This window comes from Streptomyces sp. NBC_00038, assembly GCF_026343635.1.
GTDB lineage: Bacteria > Actinomycetota > Actinomycetes > Streptomycetales > Streptomycetaceae > Streptomyces.
Map to the genome: position 1 here is coordinate 6052174 of NZ_JAPELQ010000001.1, position 16638 is coordinate 6068811.

Here is a 16638-nt window from a genome sequence, read left to right on the forward strand (position 1 = left end):
GGTCATTGAACGCGCGGCTTGAGTACCTGACCAGTGCGCAGGCGCCAGAGGCGGAGGTTGCAGCTCTGGGTAGTTCGGCCGAGCGCTTCTGCCGCGGCCTTCGGGCTGTTGAGCTCCAGCAGAATGCGGTCCTCGCGCTCATTCCAGGTTCGCTTTGTGTAGGCGGCCCTCATGTCGGCAGGGCGCACCCAGGTCGTGAGCGAGTCGGCGGCTGTGCGCTTGCGCTCCAAGGATAGGCAGCCGGGGTAGTAGAGGTGGGCTGCCAGGCTCTGGGCCACCTCCATTGTGTAGAGGACGTTGTAGATGTCATCTCGGGTATTTCGCTTGATGATCCGCTCGGCACCCGTGACCCCCTTCGCGTAGCGGCAGAGGTAGGCGCCGATGGCCGTGCTCGCTGTGGTGAGGGAGACGAAGGGGAAGCCCTTCCCGGTGTAGCCCACCGAACCGTCGGCGTCGATGACGCCCCGGAGGTAGTCGCGGCGTGAGAACTCGCCCCGAGGCGGCGTGATCGTCTTCGACTTACGGCCGTACGGCAGGCCGAGTTGGTTGATCTTGGTCCTGGCTTCGAGGGAGCACAGGCTCCAGGTTGCCGAGCGGGCGTTCTTGGCGAAGTTCGTGGACCTGACTCGCTCGGTAATGCTGCTGTTGTACGGCGTCAGCCGCTGGAACTCGCGTAGTAGCTCGATGTCCCGCGCGTTGATCTCCACGGTCAGGCGCCCTCGTTGCCTGGACTGCTGGGAGAGATGCCCATCGGCCTGCAAGAAACCGAACATGTAGGCGTAGTTGGGGTCTTCGAGGTCCATGAACCCCGTTGTGTCGGCGCCGAGGGCGTCGTCCAGCGTGAGCTGGTGAGCGTTAGGCTCGCAGTAAGCCATGAGGAAGCTTGTCCCTTCCTTGCTGGTCAGGCCCTCGGTCGGGATGGCAGTCCCGGCCGAGGGCCGTCGTTTTTGATGTTGTGGTGCGAGCCTAGATCGCGAGTTCTGGTGCCGTATGGGTGATCTATCCGGTTCACCCTTGTGAGTTACTTGGGCTGCTTCTCAAGGAGCGTTGCGCGGAGGGATTCCGTGAACGTGGCGTCCAGGCCGAGAGTGTTGGTGACGTAGGACTGTGGTGAGCCGTAGCGGTTCTTGAGGTGGGTGAGGAACCCGGTCATGACCTCGGCGGGAGCCCGGCCGTAGCCCGGCCATGTGAGTTCGCGGTCCGGGTTGGTGGTCTTCCAGTCCGTGATCAGGCGGGCGGTGGCGAGCTCCGTGAGGGTGAAGTCCTCGACGACTGTGGGTTCCGGGACGCCCAGAAGGGTCAGGACCAGGGCTGCCACCAGGCCCGTACGGTCCTTGCCCGAGGCGCAGTGGAAGACGAGGGGGGCCGCCGAATCGGCCGCCTCCGCGATGAGCTCCAGCGTCTCGCGGATTTCCTTCGTGCCGTCCCCGGCCACCTCCATGTAGCGGGCTGCCAGGTACGGGCCGGTCGTCACGTCCGGCCCCAACGCCGCCTGGTCGTACGGGCGGTGTTCGATGCTCTGGTTGTGGTAGCTGAGGGAGGGGTGTTCCGGGACTCGGCCCTTCGCCTCGATCTCCCACGGGTAGCGGAGGTCGACGACTGTGCGGATGCCGAGGTCCAGGAAGCGGTCCCAGTCCTCCGTGCCCGGGGTCAGTTTGCCCAGCGAGTCCGCTCGGAACAGGAGTCCCCGGCGGACTGTTCGGCCGTCCGAGGTCGCGTATCCGCCCAGGTCACGGAAGTTGTGCAGACGATGGAACGGTATGTGTCTGTTCGTTCTGGTCACCGCGGGAGCGTACGTCGGGCGCACTCCAGCGGTGATCACTTCACGGGTGTCGCCTACTTCGCGTGCATGACCGCGTAGATCATTACGAAGGCCACGATGTGGATGCCGAAGAGGAAGTACGCGAGGTACCACCAGACGTAGCGTTCGTCTTTTTTCTCCTGGGTCAGGCGGCGTTGTTCCTGGGCATGGGCCTCGGTCTGTGTTGGTTCCTGGTCCTTGGAGGGGGTGTCCGGCATCACAACTCCCGGTGGACCTTGGCGTTTGATGCCTGGGCGCGGGGGCGGACCACGAGGAGGTCGATGTTGACGTGGCTGGGGCGGGTGATGGCCCAGGTGATGGTGTCGGCCACGTCCTCGGCGGTGAGGGGCTGGGCTACGCCCGCGTAGACCTTGGCGGCCTTCTCCTCGTCGCCGCCGAAGCGGGTCAGGGCGAACTCGTCCGTCTTGACCATGCCGGGTGCGACCTCGATGACCCGGACCGGGGTGCCGACGATCTCCAGGCGGAGGGTCTCGGCGAGGACGTGTTCGGCGTGCTTGGCGGCGACGTAGCCGCCGCCGCCCTCGTACGTGCTGAATCCGGCGGTCGAGGAGAGTACGACCACCGTTCCGTCGCCGCTCGCCGTCAGGGCGGGGAGCAGGGCCTGGGTGACGTTCAGCGTGCCGATGACGTTCGTCTCGTACATCTGGCGCCAGTCGGCCGGGTCGCCCGTCGCGACGGGGTCGGCGCCGAGCGCGCCGCCGGCGTTGTTGACCAGGACGCCGATCGTCTTGAAGGCGCCGGCGAACTCGTCGACCGCCGCGCGGTCCGTGACGTCCAGGGCGTATGCCGCCGCCTGGTGGCCCGTCGCGTTGAGCTCCTCCGCGAGCGCCTCGATGCGGTCCTTGCGGCGGGCGGTCAGGACGACGCGGTAGCCCGCGGCCGCCAGCTGCCGGGCCGTCGCGGCGCCGATGCCGCTGCTGGCACCGGTGACGACGGCGATACGGGACGCGGCGGCGGGGCTCATACGGCTGCTCCTCGGGCGGTGCGGGGTGGGGCTGGCTGGGCGGGGTGAAGGTGGGGCGGATCGGGCGCCCCGGATCAGGATAGGCGGGCCGGGTGTCCGGGCGGTTGGTGGCCCGGTTCTCGGACGGGCCCGGAACTGCCCCGCGTGGGAAACTGGAGTGGGTGATCCCCTGCTCAGGAGGTGGATCATGGGACAGGCACGTGAGGTCATGGACCGGCTCACCGAGGCGCTCACCTCGACCCCGGATCTCAAGGCCGTCGCCGAGTTGTACGCGGTGGACGCGGTCGCCTTCACACCCGACGCCGGAGAGATCCACGGGCGCGACAACATCGTCGACTACTGGCGTCAGATGACGGACTCGGTCACCGGTGCCTCGTACGAGTCGGTGTACGCGGTCGAGGTCGGCGACACCGCCATCGACGAGGGGTACTACAACGGGACGAACACGGGTCCGCTGCCGTTGCCCTCCGGGGAGTCGCTGCCCGCTACGGGGAAGAGGGTCAGGATCCGCGGCTGCGACATCGCGACCGTCGAGGACGGTCGGATCGTCAGCTATCGGCTCTACTTCGATCAGATGGATTTCCTGGGGCAGCTGGGGTTGTTGCCCGAGCTGACTTCGTCGTCCTGAGGTCTGGGGGCGCTGAAGACCTGCGATCTGTGAAGGGGCGCCTCCTCAGTTGCCCCGCGGTGCGTACATGATCACTGCCATGCCCGCGAGGCAGATCAGTGCGCCTGTGACGTCCCAGCGGTCCGGCCGGTAGCCGTCCGCGACCATCCCCCATGCGATGGACCCCGCGACGAAGATGCCGCCGTACGCGGCGAGGATGCGTCCGAACTCGGCGTCCGGCTGGAGTGTGGCCACGAAGCCGTACACGCCTAGGGCCATCACGCCCGCGCCGATCCACAGCCAGCCGCGGTGCTCGCGTACGCCCTGCCAGACCAGCCATGCGCCGCCGATCTCGAAGAGTGCGGCGAGGACGAAGAGGGCGGCGGAGCGGGCGATCAGCATGCGGTCACTTTTGCATGGGCGTGTGCGGAGGTTCGCGGGGTCCGCGTGGGTTCGCGGGGGGTTACGTCACCTGATGGACGGCGCCTGGCAGCGGGCAGAGGTGGGATACATCCCGTGACGGGTGACCGGTCGAGTGAAGGAAATGATCTCATGGGGATGCGAACGCTGACGCGGGTGCTGTGTGCGGTGAGTGCCGGTGCGGGGCTGGTGGTGGGGGCGGGCTGGGCTGCTGCCGCCGGTTCCGTGGGCCTCGCTCCGGAGGCCGATCTCGCCTACCACGGGGACGTGTCCATGGCGGACGGCCGTGTCGACGTACGGCTGACTCCGCGGAACCACGGGCCCAGCGCTGTCCCGGATGCGACCGTTCGGCTGCGCTGGTCGGTCCCTCTCGCGGATCGGCAGAGTCTGCCGGACGGGTGTGCGCGGGCCGAGGCGCGGGCTGTGGTGTGCCGGACGGGGGCGTTGGCGGCGGACGGGCTGGGGGAGGAGATCAGGCTGGGGGTACGGCTGCGGGGGGCGCCGGCCGAGGTGACCGTGGAGTTCGACACGGTGTGGGGTGGGGGTGCGGTGGATCGTAATTCCGGGAATGACCGGCAGCGGGTGTTGGTGCTGGATACGGGGGACTCGTACGTGTTCTAGCGGGGCGCTTTGTGCGGGGGCGCCTGCGGGTCTGTGGGGGGTCGGGGTCGTGCCGGTACATCCGCCCGTCGCGTGATGGACACTTCTGTTGCTTGCATGGCTGGGTTGGCTGTGACCACGTATGCGACGGGCATTTGATGTACCGGCACGACCCCTTCCGTCGTGTCGCGGGTGCGGGGCGGTGGGGGCGCGCAGTCAGGACGGGGCGGTGTCGTATTGGTCTCTGGCCTTGTTGACCTGCTCGATGTGTAGTTCTGCCCAGGCCTTCACGGCGGCTAGTAGGTGGCTGAGGCTGGTGCCCAGGGGGGTTAGTTCGTAGTCGACTCGGACCGGTACGGACGGGGTGACCGTGCGGGTCACGATGCCGTCGCGTTCCAGTGAGCGCAGGGTCTGCGTGAGCATTTTGGGGCTGACGCCTGCGATCTTGCGGGTGAGGTCGCTGTAGCGCATCGAGCCGGTGGTGAGGGCGCAGACGACGAGGCTGACCCACTTGTCACTGATGCGGTCGAGGAGCTGGTTGGTGGGGCAGCTCTTGATGAACGCGTCGTATTCGACGCGTGCCTGTTCGCGCCGCTGGGCCGCGGTCGTGGTCGCCATGGCTCACCTCCGGGTGACGTACGCACCTTGAAGTGCCTACTTACTGAAAGAGAGTAACTCTTCCTAGGGTTCTTGCTGCCGGGTGGATATCGGAAGCTACCCGGGTAAATCGCCTGTTGGTGGGGAGAGTTGACATGCGTGCAGCAGTTGTTACGGCGTTCGGTGGGCCGGAGGTCGTGGAGATCGTCGAGACGGCCGTCCCGGAGCCGGGTGCCGGCCAGATACGGATCAAGGTCGCGGCCGCCGCGCTCAACCCGGCCGACGCGGGGGTGCGCGCGGGCGTTTTCGGGGTGCGGGCAAGCGGCTCGGGCTCGGCTGGGATGTCGCCGGGACCGTCGACGCGGCGGGTGTCGCGGTGGCGTGGACGGTGGGGGAGGAGGTGGTGGCGCTTTCGTACGGGGTTTCCAAGTCCCTTGGTGCGCATGCTGATTACGTCGTCGTTGACGCGGACGCGGTGGCTGTCGCGCCTGTCTCCGTCGACGCGGCGCACGCGGCGACCGTGCCGTTGAACGCCCTCACCGCCGTGCAGGCGCTCGATCTGCTGGCCCTGGAAGCGGGGCAGAGCCTGCTCGTCACGGGTGCGGCGGGGGCGGTGGGCGGTTACGCCGTTCAGCTCGCCGTCCGGCGGGGGCTGGCCGTGACCGCGCTGGCCCGGGAGGGCGATGAGGAGTTCGTACGGTCGTTGGGGGCGGGCCGTTTCGTGTCGGGTGAGGGTGAGCTTGCGGCCGGGAGCGTGAATGCTGTGCTGGACGCGGCGATTCTGGGGGAGACGGCGTTGGAGTGGGTGCGGGACGGGGGCGTTTTCGTGGGCGTCATTCCACATGCTCAGCCGGCGTCCGTGCGAGGGGTGCGGACCGATGCCGTCGAGGTGGCCCCCGATGGGGCTCGGCTCGCGGAGCTGGTGGCGCTCGTGGATGAGGGGGTGCTGACGACTCGGGTCGCGGAGACGTTTCCGCTGGAGGACGCGGCGAAGGCGCATGCGCGGTTGGCGGAGGGTGGGGTGCGGGGGCGGTTGGTTCTCGTGCCGTAGACCTCTGATTTCAGCCCCTCCGGCGTTTGAGGAGCGGGGTCTGGGGCGGAGCCCCAGGAGGACGGGACGGGACGGGTAGGGGCGGAGGGGGCGAAAAACCCCATGGCGCGCCCCCCCACCCCTCAGCGAACCCCCCGCGCATAAGCCGTCGGCGGCACCCCCACCGTCGACGTGAAGTCCCGGACCAGGTGGGCCTGGTCGGCGTAGCCCAGGTCGGCGGCCAGGCCCGCCCAGTCGACCGTGTCGGAGGCCTCCGCCTGTTCGAGCGCTTCGTGGATGCGGTACCGCAGGATGATCCACTTCGGACCGACCCCCACGTACGCGGCGAAGAGGCGTTGCAGGCTGCGTACGGTCATGCCCTGGGCGTGGGCGAAGTCGCCGACCTGGCGGATCGTGCGGTCGGCGCGGATGTGGTCGACGAGGGCCATGGCGAGGTCGGCCTGGGGGTCCGGCCGGGGGTTCATGCTCAGGAGGAACGCGTCGAGTGCGGCCACGCGTGCTTCCTCGTCGTCCGGGGTGAGTACGTCCTCGACGGCGCCCTTGGAGTCGGGGAGCACCTCCGGGAGGCGGATCCGCTGTCCCGTGAGCGACGTCACCGGCCGCTCCGGTGCGAAGGGGCGGAAACCGCCCGGCCTGAACTGGATTCCGCACACCCTGCCGCGCCCTTCCAGCTTCTGTGTGAACAGGTCGAGGCCGATCCCGGCGACTTCGGAGAAGGGGTCCTGACCTGCGTACTTCTGGAAGACGATGTTCACGGACGGGTGCGGGACGACGTGCGAGGCGTACGGCTGGGGCAGGTCCCAGTCGATCAGCCAGTAGTGCTCCAGGTATGGGCGCAGGGGCGGTGCGGGTTCGCGGCGCCGGAAGTGGACCCGGGAGAAGAGTTCCGTGGCGTCGACGATGCCTCTGGTGTCGCGGCGTGGGGCGGCCATGTCGGGATCGTAGGGCCGGGCACTGACATTGATGCTGATAGGGGATGGGTGAGGCGGGAATACGGCGGTGGCGGGTGCCGTTAGCGGGTATAGTTGAATCGTAAACAACCTGCGGAGGGTGAGCGACCATGCAGTTCGGGATCTTCAGCGTCGGCGATGTGACACCGGACCCGACGACGGGACGGACGCCGACCGAGCACGAGCGCATCAAGGCCATGGTCGCCATCGCGCAGAAGGCCGAGGAGGTCGGCCTGGACGTCTTCGCGACCGGTGAGCACCACAACCCGCCGTTCGTGCCGTCGTCCCCCACCACGATGCTCGGCTATGTCGCGGCGAAGACCGAGAAGCTGATCCTCTCCACCTCCACCACCCTCATCACCACCAACGACCCGGTGAAGATCGCCGAGGACTTCGCGATGCTCCAGCATCTCGCGGACGGCCGGGTCGACCTGATGATGGGGCGCGGCAACACCGGCCCGGTCTACCCGTGGTTCGGCAAGGACATCCGCCAGGGCATCAACCTCGCCATCGAGAACTACGCGCTGCTGCACAGGCTCTGGCGCGAGGACGTGGTGACCTGGGAGGGCAAGTTCCGTACGCCGCTGCAGTCCTTCACCGCGACCCCGCGGCCGCTGGACGGCGTACCGCCGTTCGTCTGGCACGGTTCCATCCGCTCGCCGGAGATCGCCGAGCAGGCCGCGTACTACGGCGACGGCTTCTTCCACAACAACATCTTCTGGCCGGCCGACCACACGAAGAGGATGGTCGAGCTGTACCGGGAGCGGTACGCGCACTACGGGCACGGGACGGCCGAGCAGGCGATCGTGGGGCTCGGCGGTCAGGTGTTCATGCGGCACAACTCGCAGGACGCGGTACGGGAGTTCCGGCCGTACTTCGACAACGCACCGGTGTACGGGCACGGGCCGTCCCTCGAGGACTTCACCGACCAGACGCCGCTGACCGTCGGTTCGCCGCAGCAGGTGATCGAGAAGACGCTGGCCTTCCGGGAGTACGCCGGTGACTACCAGCGGCAGTTGTTCCTGGTGGACCACGCGGGGCTGCCGCTGAAGTCCGTGCTTGAGCAGCTCGACATGCTGGGCGAGGAGGTCGTGCCCGTGCTGCGCGAGGAGTTCGCGAAGGGGCGTCCGGCCGGGGTGCCGGACGCGCCGACCCACCAGTCGCTGCTGGCCGCCGCCGCTTCGGAGACCTCGGAAGGGGTGAGTGTCGTATGAAGCTCGTTGTTGTTTCTGCGGGGCTGAGTGTTCCGTCCTCCACGCGGCTCCTTGCCGATCGGCTGGCCGCCGCTACGGTTCGTGAGACCTCCGCCGACGTCCAGGTCGTCGAACTGCGCGACCTGGCCGTCGAGATCGCCCACAACTTCACGAACGGGTTCCCTGGGCGGGCGCTGGCCGCCGCGTTCGACGCGGTGTCGGCGGCGGACGGGGTCATTGTCGTCACGCCCGTCTTCTCCGCCTCCTACAGCGGGCTGTTCAAGTCCTTCTTCGATGTGCTGAGCGTCAGCGACAAGGACGCGCTCGCCGGGAAGCCGGTGCTGATCGCGGCCACCGGGGGTTCGGCGCGGCATTCGCTCGTGCTGGAGCACGCGCTTCGTCCGCTCTTCGCCTATCTGCGGGCCGTGGTCGTGCCGACCGCTGTGTATGCGGCTTCGGAGGACTGGGGTGCGGAGGGGCTGGCCTCGCGGATCGAGAGGGCTGCGGGGGAGTTGGCGGGGCTGATGGTGGGGCTGGCGGGGGGCGCTGTGCGTGGGGAGCGGGGGGAGGCTGCGGGTGCGCCCGAGTCCGAGCCTGCGTCCGCGTCCGTGTCCGCGTCCGCCTCCGTCCCGGAAGTGCCGGCCCAGAGCGGGGGCGTCCGGGCTGCGGGCCCCGGTGTGAGTGGGGGCGGGTTCGAAGTCGTGCCCTTCGAGCAGCAGCTTGCGGCGCTGCGGGCGTAGGGAAGTCTGGGTTTTTCGCCCCCTCCGCCCCTTCCCGTCCCGTACCTGGGGGCTGCGCCCCCAGACCCCCGCATTCGGCCTGACGGCCTCGTCCTCAAACGCCGGACGGGCTGAAAGGACCTTCCCCGACCCCGCGCTGAAGAGCGCAGCCCCCACGGGCGGGTGGGGGATCGGGATGGCACCGTCTCGTCCTCAAACGCCGGACGGGCTGGAACGGCGTGGTGAGAGGCCGGTAAGAAGGGGCCCCTGCCCTCCCTCATCAGGTGGTGCGTGGCCAGGTGCCAGGCAGACTGGTGGGGTGCCCCAGAATGTGCTGCTTGCCGAGGACGATCGTGCCATCCGTCATGCGCTGGAGAGGGCGCTCGCGCTGGAGGGGTATGAGGTGACGGCCGTCGCCGATGGGGTGGCGGCTCTTGCGCAGGCCCATCGGACGCCGCCCGACGTGCTGGTTCTTGACGTGATGATGCCCGGGATCGACGGGCTGCAGGTGTGCCGGGTGCTGCGTGCGGAGGGGAACCGGACGCCGATTCTGATGCTCACCGCGCTTGTGGAGACCGCGGACCGTATCGCGGGGCTGGACGCGGGGGCCGACGACTACGTGGTCAAGCCTTTCGACGTGGAGGAGGTCTTCGCACGCTTGCGGGCGCTTCTGCGCCGTACGGGTGGCGGAGACGGTCCCCTCATGGACGTACCGGCCGCGAAGGGACCCCAGGAGCCGCTGGTGACTTCCGGGCAGGTCGTCGCGGCCGGGCTGCGGATGGACGTTCAGGCGCGGCGGGTCTGGCGCGGGGCGCGGGAGGTGGACCTGACGCGGACCGAGTTCGAGCTGCTTGAGCTGCTCGTCCGTAACGCGGGGATAGTCCTTGACCACTCCACGATCTACGACCGGATCTGGGGGTACGACTTCGGGCCCGGCTCGAAGAATCTCGCCGTGTACGTGGGGTATCTGCGGCGCAAGCTGGAGGAGCCGGGGGCGCCGGGGCTGATCCACACGGTGCGGGGTGTGGGGTACGTCCTGAGGGAGGACTGAGGGTGCCTCGGAGATTCCCCGGGCGAATCCCCGCATGGCTGTCCCGGGTTCGCCTTCGGCGGGTGTCCTCTCTGCGGGCCACCTTCACGCTGTCCTTCGCGGCCGTGGCCGCCGCCGTCACCGTTCTCGTCGGGTTTCTGAGTTACGACGCCGCCGCCCGGCTCGTACGCGTGGACCAGCAGACGGTCTTCGCCGGGGTCGTGCAGGACCTGCAGGTCGAGGTGCGCGAGCAGGTGTTGGAGCCGGGGGACTTCGCTCAGTCCGATCCCGGTCATGCCGGGGCGCTCGACAAGATCGTGCGGCCCAGCCGTACGGACGTACAGGTGCTCGGGCCGGGCGGTGCCGTCGTCGACCGCGGGCATCCTGCGCTGCCCGTCGCCGCCGTCGACCGGCAGGCCGCCGACGCCTCGGCCGCGGGGACGCTGGCCGAGCACAAGGAGGTCGAGGTCGGCGGCAACTGGTACCGGGTCGCGACCGTCGCGCTCGGGGGCGGGCGTGGAGCTGTCCAGGTCGCGCAGGAGTTCAGTGACACCGAGGACCTCCTGAACGAGCTTCAGCAGCGGACCGTGCTGCTCGTCGCCGCCGTCGTGATCGCCTCCGGTTTGTTCGGGTGGTGGCTGGCCCGGCGGATCACCCGGCGGCTGGTGCGGCTCGCGGGGGCCGCGGAGGACGTGGCGCGGACCGGGCGGCTGGGGATCCAGGTGCCGGTCGCCGGGTACGACGAGGTGGCCCGGCTCGGGCGGTCCTTCGACCGGATGCTCGGGCGGCTCGCGCAGTCCGAGGAGGATCAGCGGCGGCTGGTCCAGGACGCGGGGCATGAGCTTCGTACGCCGCTGACCTCGCTCCGTACGAACATCTCCATGCTCCGGCGCATCGACGAACTCCCTCCCGCCGCGCGTGAGGAACTCGTCGCCGACCTTGCCCTCGAGTCCCGTGAACTTACCGATCTCGTCAATGAGTTGGTGGCTCTCGCGGCGGGGCGGTCCGACACCGAGCCGGTGCGGCGGGTTGATCTGGGGGAGCTTGCCGAGGATGTTGCGGTCGTTGCGCGGCGGCGTAGTGGGCGGGACATCGTTGTGCGGGTGAGTGGGGACGTGGAGGTGGACGGGCGGCCCACCGCGCTGCAGCGGGCGGTGTCCAACCTGGTGGAGAACGCGGTCAAGTTCGATCGGGGTGGGGAGGCGGTGATCGAGGTCGTCGTCGCTGGGGGCTTGGCTGGGGCTGGGGGTGTTCGGGTTGAGGTTCTCGACCGGGGGCCCGGGATCGGTGAGGGGGATCTGGAGCGGGTGTTCGACCGGTTCTATCGGGCCGCTGATGCGCGGAGTCTGCCTGGGTCCGGGCTGGGGCTTTCCATCGTGCGGGAGGTTGCTGCGGGGCATGGGGGAGTGCCGTTCGCCTATCGGCGGGACGGGGGTGGGGTGGTTATCGGGTTCACGGTGGGTGGGGAGGACGGGGAGGGTGCGGGAGGTGGGGGGTGACGGGGGTGGGTTCGCCCCCTCCGCCCCTTCCCGTCCCGTTCCTGGGGGCTGCGCCCCCAGACCCCCCTGTCGCGCTTGCGCGCTCGTCCTCAAACGCCGGACGGGCTGAAAGATCTGCGGCCGGGCTGAAACCTTGTCTCTAGCCGACGTGGACCTTCGGCCGCCGTGCCCTGTCCGGTTCTGCCTCCCTCAGGACCTCTCTGGTTACCGGGGCCACCTCGCCCTGGCCGAAGAGGAAGAAGCGGAGGAAGTTGGTGAAGGGGTTGCCCTCGGTCCATTCGAAGTAGATGTGGGGGGTCTGGCCTGTGGTGTCGCGGACGTAGAGGAGGAGGGCCGCGAGGGCGTTGGGGATGGAGGAGGACTCCAGGGTCAGGACGCGGTAGCGGCCGTGCATGACTTCGCCTCGTACGTTCAGGCCCGCCTCGAACTCCGAGGCGTCGAGGACGGTGACCTCGACGAAGACGAAGTCCTCTTGGGAGGGGACGTCGTTGTCGGCCCGGATCTGCTCGATCTTCTCGCGGTACTCGGTGATGTCGCGGTTGTCGGGCTCGTTGGCGATGAAGCGGGCCCGGCGGCTCGCGATGTCCCGTACGAACCGCTCCGCCATGGTGTCCAGGGTCACGTGGGTGACGCGCAGTTCGAAGGCGCGGGCGAGTCGGGAGAGGAGCGAGACGAGGATGATCGCGGCGATGAAGCAGGCGCCGATCTTGACGCCGTCGGGGCGTTCGATGATGTTCACGACGGTCGTGTAGAGGAAGACCGCCGAGATGACGGCGAAGGCGATCGTCCAGTTGCGCTGGCCGGCCTTGCGCGCGGCGATGGTGACCGCGATGGCGGCGGAGCTGATGAGGACGAGGACACCGGTGGCGTACGCGCCGCCCTGGGCATCGACGTCGGCGTCGAAGATCCAGGTGACCAGGAACGCGACGAGGGTGAAGACGATCACCATGGGGCGGACGGCGCGTGCCCAGTGCGGGGCCATGCCGTAGCGGGGGAGGTAGCGCGGCATGAGGTTGAGCAGGCCCGCCATGGCGGAGGCGCCGGCGAACCACAGGATGGCGATGGTCGAGACGTCGTAGACCGTGCCGAAGGCGTTGCCGAGGTATTCGTGCGCCAGGTACGCCAGCGCGCGGCCGTTGGCCTCGCCGCCCGACTCGAACTCCTTCTCCGGGATGAGCAGCGTGGTGATGAAGCTGGTCGCGATCAGGAACACGCTCATGATCACGGCGGCGACCGTGAGCAGCTTCTTCGTGCCCCGGATGCGGCCGGTCGGCTTCTCCTCGGTGTCGCCGGGCTCGCCCTCGACGTGTGGCATGACCGCCACGCCCGTCTCGAAGCCGGAGAGGCCGAGGGCCAGTTTCGGGAAGACGATCAGGGCCACGCCGATCATCGCGAAGACGTTGCCGTGTTCGGCGGTCAGGGCGGTGGACCAGTCGGTGATGACGTGGCCCTCGGTGACCACGTGCCAGAGGCCCGCGATCGTCACCACGACGTTGAGGCCCAGGTAGAGGCCCACCAGGACGACCGCGACGCCGATCGCCTCCAGGAAGCCCTTGAGGAACACCGCGCCGAGGAGGGCGACGAGGATGAGGGTGATCAGCACCTCCTTGCCGTGCAGGGCTTCGGTGAGGTGCGGGTTCTCCACCAGGTGGGTGGAGGCGTCCGCCGCCGACAGGGTGATGGTGATCAGGAAGTCGGTCGCGGCGAAGCCGAGCAGGGTGAGGACGAAGAGCTTGCCCTTCCAGAACGTCAGCAGCCGTTCCAGCATTGCGATCGAGCCCTGGCCGTGGGGGCTCTCCTCGGCCACTCGGCGGTAGACGGGGAGTGCGCCCGCAAGGGTGACGATGACGAGCACGATGGTGGCCACGGGGGACAGCAGGCCGGCCGCCAGCGCCGCGATGCCGGGCTGGTAGCCCAGGGTGGAGAAGTAGTCGACGCCGGTCAGGCACATCACCCGCCACCAGGGCTGCCCCTTGTGCACGGGCTCCGGCTCGGCCTGCTGCCGCTGGGTGCCCTTGCCCATGTCGGACAGGCCCTGCAGCATCCACGTACGCAGACGGCTCGCGCGAGGGCGGCTCGTACGGGCGTCTTTGTCGGCGGTGGCCATCGGCGCTCCTGACGTGCTGCCAAGCGAAGGGTTCCGGCCAATACGCGGACGGCGGGGCCAGCGTATGCAACCAGTGATCCACAGGCCCAGGGTCTCGCGCATGTTGGGAGGAACGTCTCCGGAACGTCATCCCCTGTTGGCGGGGCGGGGCGGGGCGGGGTGAGGCGAGTGGGGGATGGCTGTGGCGACTGCCGGCGCCCCACCGGGGTCGGCCGGTGCGTCCCTCGGCACGTTGACAGGTGTGTGTCGTCATGTTGCTATGAGCGCTGCTCAGCCGGATCTGCGCCGCGGCGCATGCCGCTCGGGCACCGGAGCGACGGCCACTTGACCTGGGGTGGCGCCCCACCCGAACCCAGAGCGAGGACCCATGCCGCAGCGCGCCGCGACCATCGTCGGCGGCGGGATCGGCGGCCTCGCGGCGGCCATCGCCCTGCACCGCCGGGGCTGGCGCGTCGAAGTGCTGGAGCGGGCCCCGGAGTTCACCGAGATCGGCGCCGGCATCTCCCTGTGGCCGAACGCCCTGCACGCGCTGGAGGCGCTCGGCCTGGGCGGCGCCGTCCGGGCGCTCGGCGCCGTCGAGGCCGCGGGCGGCGTACGCGACCGCCGGGGGCGCTGGCTGTCCCGTACGGACAACGCGGAGCTGGCGCGCCGCTTCGGTCATCCCCTGGTGGTCCTGCACCGCGCGGACCTGTTGCGGGTGCTCACCGAGGCGCTGCCCGCCGACAGTCTGCGGGCGGGCAGTGAGGTGTCCACGGTCCGCGACGACAGTGACGGCCCGGTCGTCGGTCACCGTGCGGGCGAGTCCCGGCCCGACCTCGTGGTCGGCGCCGACGGGCTGCGCAGCGCGGTCCGCCGCGCCCTGTGGCCCGACGCGGCCGATCCCCGGTACGCCGGCTACACCGCCTGGCGCATGGTCACCGAGCCCCTCGCCGAGCCCCCTTCCGAGGGGGCGGCGACCTGGGGCCGCGGGGCGCGGTTCGGCTACACGGCGCTGCCGGGCGGGCGGATGTACTGCTTCGCGACCGCGTCGCTGCCGGCGGGAACGTCCTGCGGCCCGTCCGAGTACGCCGAACTGCTGCGCCGGTTCGGGTCCTGGCCGGATCCCGTGCCCGCCCTGCTGGCCGCCGTCCCCGCGGACGCGGTGCTCCGGCACGACCTGTACGACCTGCCGCCGCTGCCCTCGTTCGTCCGGGGCCGGGTCGCGCTGCTCGGCGACGCGGCCCATGCCATGACCCCCAATCTGGGCCAGGGCGCGTGCCAGGCGCTGGAGGACGCGGTCACCCTCGCCCACTGCCTCGACGGCACCTCGGACATGGCCGCCGCGCTCCGCTCGTACGACCTGCTGCGCCGCCCGCGGACCCAGGCCATCACGCGCCGCTCCGCCCGGCTCGGCGCGGTCGGCCAGCTGTCGTGGCCGCCCGCGGTGCTGCTGCGCGACACGGCCGCCCGGCTGATGCCGACGCGGGCGACGCTGCGTTCCATGACGCCGGTGCTCGGCTGGACCGCACCCGGTGACCTGGGGACCGTGGCGGAGAGCGAGCGTCGCTGATGCCGGACTGGACGTATCACCCGCTGCGCGGCGCGGCCGCTGCCGTCCTCGGGCGGCGCCGTTCGCAGCGCACCGCACTGCGGCTGCTGGCGTCGATCGGCTCCCGGCCCGTCGGCGCGCGGCTGATCGCCCGGGGGTTCGGCCACCGCCATCCGCCGCGGCGGCTCGCCGGAGAGATCGCCGGTGTGCCCGTGACCGTCCGCCTCGGCATATCCGTCCCGCCCTCGCTCGCCCGTGAGGCGGTACGCGCCATGCCCCCGCTCGGGGCCGGTGTCGTCGAGGTGGCGCCCGTCTCGGCGGCCGACGCGGAGACCGTGCGCGAGGCCGCCGCCGGCCGCTCGATCCCGCTGGTCGTCCGCGCCGGCGACCCGGCGGCCGAGGCGGCCCTCAAGCCTGATGTCGACGGGTTCACCAGCGGCGACGACCCGCACGTGGTCCATGTGTCCGACCCCTCGGTCACCGCCGCGGCCACTGCGCTCGACGAGCCGGGCACCGTAGTGCTCGCCATGCCCGGGGTGCTCGTCGAGGCCGGACCCGGATGGTTCGCACGCGTCACCGAGGCAGCCACGCCCACCGAGCCCGCGCCGGTGCTCCGGGACGTCGGCCGCGATCCCCGCCGCTGGCCCGCCTGGTGGTGGGCGCTGCTCGTCGGCCTCGGTATGACGGGTGCGGGACTCGGCGCGGCGGCGATCACGCTCGGTCCGGTGCTGCTCTGGTACGACCGCGACTACCTCGGCATGACGCTGCACGAACTCCATGCCGCCAACCACCAACTCGTGCACTTCCTCCAGCACGACCGGATCACCATGGCCGGCACGATGGTGGCGATCGGCGCCCTCTATACCGGCCTCGCCGTGGGCGGGATCAGACGCGGCCGGCCCTGGGCCCGCGAGGTGTATCTGCTCTCGGGGGCGATCGGCTTCCCCACCTTGTTCTACTTCCTGGCCACCGGCTTCGTGGAAATCCTGCAAGCGGCGACCACCGTCCTGCTGTTCCCGATGTTCGTGGCCGCGGTCCGCCGGACCCCGCACGCACCGCGGTGGCGCCTGGCGCCCGAGGGACCGGAACCGGAGCGCCGACGCGCGCTGGTCGGTCAACTGCTGCTGATCGTCACCGGAGCGGGACTGTTCGTCGGCGGAGCGGTGATCTCGGTGGTCGGTCTGACCGGTGTCTTCGTGCCGACCGACCTGGCCTTCCTCGGCACCAGCGCGCAGCTGCTGGAAACCGCGAATCCCCGGCTCGTGCCGTTCGTCGCGCACGACCGCGCGGGGTTCGGCGGCGCCCTGATGTCCGCCGCGGTGGCCATCACGCTGCTCAGCGCGTGGGGCTGGCGGCGGGGTGAGGCCTGGGTGTTCTGGACGCTGGCCGCGGCGGCGGCGGCAGGCTTCCTGCCGGCTGTCGTGGTGCACGGCGCGATCCACTACACGGACTTCATCCACCTCGCGCCGGTCTATTTCGGCATCGCCATGACCGGTACCGGCCTGCTGCTCGCGCGTCCGTATCTCTGCGCCGGGCGTGAATGAGCGCGAG

Annotated in this window: 16 protein-coding genes and 1 pseudogene; 9 read left to right on the plus strand and 8 right to left on the minus strand. The window is 69.9% G+C overall.

The window, feature by feature from the left end:
- Positions 1-2 precede the first annotated feature (2 nt).
- From OG219_RS27355 to OG219_RS27370, 4 genes are all read right to left on the minus strand, one after another.
- Positions 3-803, minus strand: coding sequence for a hypothetical protein (locus OG219_RS27355; RefSeq protein WP_266836251.1), 801 nt, complete (start codon positions 801-803; stop codon positions 3-5).
- A gap of 218 nt (positions 804-1021) precedes the next feature.
- Positions 1022-1783: a tyrosine-protein phosphatase gene (locus OG219_RS27360; RefSeq protein WP_266830755.1), complete on the minus strand. Its 762-nt coding sequence runs from the start codon at positions 1781-1783 to the stop codon at positions 1022-1024.
- A 53-nt stretch (positions 1784-1836) separates the two neighbouring features.
- Positions 1837-2019 carry a hypothetical protein gene (locus OG219_RS27365; RefSeq protein WP_266830757.1) on the minus strand — a complete coding sequence of 61 codons (183 nt, stop codon included), beginning with the start codon at positions 2017-2019 and terminating at the stop codon, positions 1837-1839.
- Positions 2019-2786, minus strand: coding sequence for an SDR family NAD(P)-dependent oxidoreductase (locus OG219_RS27370; RefSeq protein ID WP_266830759.1), 768 nt, complete (start codon positions 2784-2786; stop codon positions 2019-2021). The genes OG219_RS27365 and OG219_RS27370 overlap by 1 nt, the downstream gene beginning before the upstream one ends.
- Before the next feature lie 187 nt (positions 2787-2973).
- On the opposite strand from OG219_RS27370, the gene OG219_RS27375 reads away from it, so the two are divergent.
- Positions 2974-3414 carry an ester cyclase gene (locus OG219_RS27375; RefSeq protein ID WP_266830761.1) on the plus strand — a complete coding sequence of 147 codons (441 nt, stop codon included), beginning with the start codon at positions 2974-2976 and terminating at the stop codon, positions 3412-3414.
- 45 nt (positions 3415-3459) lie between these two features.
- On the opposite strand, the gene OG219_RS27380 is transcribed toward OG219_RS27375, so the two are convergent.
- Positions 3460-3795 (minus strand): YnfA family protein, encoded by a 336-nt coding sequence (locus tag OG219_RS27380; RefSeq protein WP_266456809.1) that lies wholly within the window; start codon positions 3793-3795, stop codon positions 3460-3462.
- Positions 3796-3951: 156 nt separating this feature from the next.
- Here OG219_RS27380 and OG219_RS27385 point away from each other — a divergent pair, with 156 nt between their 5' ends.
- Complete coding sequence (locus tag OG219_RS27385; RefSeq protein WP_266836252.1) at positions 3952-4434, plus strand: hypothetical protein; 483 nt, start codon at positions 3952-3954, stop codon at positions 4432-4434.
- 195 nt (positions 4435-4629) lie between these two features.
- On the opposite strand, the gene OG219_RS27390 is transcribed toward OG219_RS27385, so the two are convergent.
- Positions 4630-5031: a helix-turn-helix domain-containing protein gene (locus OG219_RS27390; protein WP_266830763.1), complete on the minus strand. Its 402-nt coding sequence runs from the start codon at positions 5029-5031 to the stop codon at positions 4630-4632.
- A gap of 134 nt (positions 5032-5165) precedes the next feature.
- Between OG219_RS27390 and OG219_RS27395 the strand changes: the two are divergent.
- A pseudogene (locus OG219_RS27395) lies at positions 5166-6061 on the plus strand (zinc-binding dehydrogenase).
- Between the two features lie 122 nt (positions 6062-6183).
- On the opposite strand, the gene OG219_RS27400 reads toward OG219_RS27395, so the two are convergent.
- Positions 6184-6993 carry an AraC family transcriptional regulator gene (locus OG219_RS27400; RefSeq protein ID WP_266830765.1) on the minus strand — a complete coding sequence of 270 codons (810 nt, stop codon included), beginning with the start codon at positions 6991-6993 and terminating at the stop codon, positions 6184-6186.
- A gap of 128 nt (positions 6994-7121) precedes the next feature.
- On the opposite strand from OG219_RS27400, the gene OG219_RS27405 reads away from it, so the two are divergent.
- From OG219_RS27405 to OG219_RS27420, 4 genes are all read left to right on the plus strand, one after another.
- A complete protein-coding gene (locus OG219_RS27405) occupies positions 7122-8225 on the plus strand; it encodes an LLM class flavin-dependent oxidoreductase (protein WP_266830767.1) in 1104 nt (367 codons plus the stop codon).
- A complete protein-coding gene (locus tag OG219_RS27410) occupies positions 8222-8944 on the plus strand; it encodes a CE1759 family FMN reductase (protein ID WP_266830769.1) in 723 nt (240 codons plus the stop codon). Before OG219_RS27405 ends, OG219_RS27410 begins: the two co-directional genes overlap by 4 nt.
- A gap of 298 nt (positions 8945-9242) precedes the next feature.
- Positions 9243-9974: a response regulator transcription factor gene (locus OG219_RS27415; protein WP_266830771.1), complete on the plus strand. Its 732-nt coding sequence runs from the start codon at positions 9243-9245 to the stop codon at positions 9972-9974.
- A gap of 62 nt (positions 9975-10036) precedes the next feature.
- A complete protein-coding gene (locus tag OG219_RS27420) occupies positions 10037-11452 on the plus strand; it encodes a HAMP domain-containing sensor histidine kinase (RefSeq protein WP_323183303.1) in 1416 nt (471 codons plus the stop codon).
- A gap of 139 nt (positions 11453-11591) precedes the next feature.
- Here OG219_RS27420 and OG219_RS27425 read toward each other — a convergent pair whose 3' ends face one another.
- A complete protein-coding gene (locus OG219_RS27425) occupies positions 11592-13559 on the minus strand; it encodes an amino acid transporter (protein ID WP_266830775.1) in 1968 nt (655 codons plus the stop codon).
- A gap of 367 nt (positions 13560-13926) precedes the next feature.
- On the opposite strand from OG219_RS27425, the gene OG219_RS27430 reads away from it, so the two are divergent.
- Together OG219_RS27430 and OG219_RS27435 are read left to right on the plus strand one after the other, a co-directional pair.
- On the plus strand, positions 13927-15108 hold the full coding sequence (locus OG219_RS27430) for an FAD-dependent monooxygenase (RefSeq protein ID WP_266830777.1): 1182 nt from the start codon (positions 13927-13929) through the stop codon (positions 15106-15108).
- On the plus strand, positions 15108-16631 hold the full coding sequence (locus tag OG219_RS27435; RefSeq protein ID WP_266830779.1) for a hypothetical protein: 1524 nt from the start codon (positions 15108-15110) through the stop codon (positions 16629-16631). The genes OG219_RS27430 and OG219_RS27435 overlap by 1 nt, the downstream gene beginning before the upstream one ends.
- Positions 16632-16638: the final 7 nt, after the last annotated feature.

Bases quoted from the DNA above. Each gene is read 5' to 3' on its own strand.
- OG219_RS27365 (WP_266830757.1), bottom strand. From the start codon at position 2,019: ATGCCGGACACCCCCTCCAAGGACCAGGAACCAACACAGACCGAGGCC.
- OG219_RS27375 (WP_266830761.1), top strand. From the start codon at position 2,974: ATGGGACAGGCACGTGAGGTCATGGACCGGCTCACCGAGGCGCTCACC.
- OG219_RS27410 (WP_266830769.1), top strand. From the start codon at position 8,222: ATGAAGCTCGTTGTTGTTTCTGCGGGGCTGAGTGTTCCGTCCTCCACG.
- OG219_RS27435 (WP_266830779.1), top strand. From the start codon at position 15,108: ATGCCGGACTGGACGTATCACCCGCTGCGCGGCGCGGCCGCTGCCGTC.
- OG219_RS27425 (WP_266830775.1), bottom strand. From the start codon at position 13,559: ATGGCCACCGCCGACAAAGACGCCCGTACGAGCCGCCCTCGCGCGAGC.
- OG219_RS27390 (WP_266830763.1), bottom strand. From the start codon at position 5,031: ATGGCGACCACGACCGCGGCCCAGCGGCGCGAACAGGCACGCGTCGAA.
- OG219_RS27400 (WP_266830765.1), bottom strand. From the start codon at position 6,993: ATGGCCGCCCCACGCCGCGACACCAGAGGCATCGTCGACGCCACGGAA.
- OG219_RS27370 (WP_266830759.1), bottom strand. From the start codon at position 2,786: ATGAGCCCCGCCGCCGCGTCCCGTATCGCCGTCGTCACCGGTGCCAGC.
- OG219_RS27380 (WP_266456809.1), bottom strand. From the start codon at position 3,795: ATGCTGATCGCCCGCTCCGCCGCCCTCTTCGTCCTCGCCGCACTCTTC.
- OG219_RS27355 (WP_266836251.1), bottom strand. From the start codon at position 803: ATGGACCTCGAAGACCCCAACTACGCCTACATGTTCGGTTTCTTGCAG.
- OG219_RS27405 (WP_266830767.1), top strand. From the start codon at position 7,122: ATGCAGTTCGGGATCTTCAGCGTCGGCGATGTGACACCGGACCCGACG.
- OG219_RS27385 (WP_266836252.1), top strand. From the start codon at position 3,952: ATGCGAACGCTGACGCGGGTGCTGTGTGCGGTGAGTGCCGGTGCGGGG.
- OG219_RS27430 (WP_266830777.1), top strand. From the start codon at position 13,927: ATGCCGCAGCGCGCCGCGACCATCGTCGGCGGCGGGATCGGCGGCCTC.